1 protein-coding gene is annotated in these 1,625 nt (G+C 66.8%); it reads left to right on the forward strand.

The genetic code is table 11. From position 1 onward, the window contains the following. Positions 1–1,348, forward strand: a 1,348-nt coding sequence (locus VF794_RS20910) for a methyl-accepting chemotaxis protein (RefSeq protein ID WP_331113091.1), incomplete at its 5' end; no start/stop codon positions are given. Between the last annotated feature and the right edge of the window lie 277 nt (positions 1,349–1,625).

Consider the following 1,625-nt stretch of genomic DNA (forward strand, 5'->3'; position numbering starts at 1 on the left):
CCAGCGCAACCCCGGGGTCGACTTGAAGCGCTCGGGGTTCATGTGGCCCCGGTACCACTGGTACCTGCCCTATGCCTTCGCGTTGTTCATCGTCTGCGCGCTGCTGGTGAGCTTCACCGTGTTGGGCCGCCAGTCCTACGAGCTGTTCACGCGGGCCTTGGTCCAGGTGGATGCCGTGCCCCAGGGACAGGCTTCGCAGGTCCTGCGCGACTCCGCGAGCGAGCTGTTCCAGCGCTCGTCCGTGCCACTCCTGCTGCTCAACGGCTACCTGCTCGTGGTGGCCACACTCTCGGCCCTCAGCCTCGCCCGGCACCTGTCGGAGGGCGCGCAAAGCGTCCAGGACTCCATGGAGGCATTGGCCTCCGGTGCTCCCAAGCTGCCGGTCTGGTCGTCCACCGACGAGATGGGCGATCTGGCCGCGGCCACCGCGCGGGCCTTCGCGAAGCTGCGCGCCTTCTCCTTCTCGCTGCGTGACTCGGCCGGCTCCCTCAAGCGCAGCGCCGAGCAGCTCGGGTTGAGCACCACCAAGCAGACCGAGGTGCTCACCCTCCAGGCCTCCGCCCTTCAGGAGACCCAGGTCACCGCCCAGGAGATCAAGGAGACCTCGGCGATGGCCACCCAGAAGGCCGAGAACGTGCTCCGGCAGACCGAGCGCGCCAATGAGATCAGCCAGGTGGGTGAGCAGGCCATCGGGCGGACCCTGGACGGACTCAAGGAAGTCCAGGCGCAGGTGCGGGACATGGCCAAGCGCATCCGGGCCCTCGACGAGCGCGCCCGCCAGATCGGCAACATCACCGACAGCGTGAAGCAGCTGGCGGACCGCTCGAACATGCTGGCCATCAACGCCGCCATCGAGGCCGTCCGCTCCGGCGAGCACGGCAAGGGGTTCGGCGTGGTGGCCCGGGAGATCCGCCAGCTGGCGGATCAGTCCATCAAGGCCACCAACAACGTGCGCATCATCCTGGAGGACGTCAGCGAGGCCATCCGGAGCACGGCCACCATGACGGAGCAGGGCTCGGAGAAGGTGGAGTCCACCCTGCTTCAGATCAGCGAGTTCAGCGAGACGATCCAGCAGCTGTCGGGCATCGTCAAAGACAACGCGCAGTCCGTCCGGCAGATCACCACCGCGGTGACCCAGCAGAGCACCGGCATCACCCAGATCTTCCAGGCGGTGAGCGACCTGTCGACGATGATGGATCAGACGATGACCCAGCTCAACGCCTCCATGGGCTCGGTGGAGCTCGTGCGCGACGTGTCGTACCAGGTGTCCGACTTCCTCGGCAGCTACGGCTGGGAGCAGCAGGTGGACATCAAGAAGCCGTCGGGGAACACCAAGCCCACGCGCTGACCCGCCGCGTGGGAGGGGATCTCCCCTGGAGGGCAAGCGGCCTCCGTTCTCCGCTCCGGCCGTACCGCCGATTGTGTTAAAAGGCGGACGGAAATCCAGCGGGGAGCACCATGTCCTCTACGGCCGAGCGGCTCATCGAAATGCTGAGGGCGGATATCGCTGCTCTCGGCCATCAGGGAGGGGTCGTCACCCCTTCCATCTACGACACGGCGCAGTTGCTGCGGTACGCGCCCCCGGAAGAGCCGGGAGCGGTTGTCGACTGGCTTCTGAAGCAGCA

This window comes from Archangium sp., from assembly GCF_036389735.1.
Taxonomy (GTDB): domain Bacteria; phylum Myxococcota; class Myxococcia; order Myxococcales; family Myxococcaceae; genus Archangium.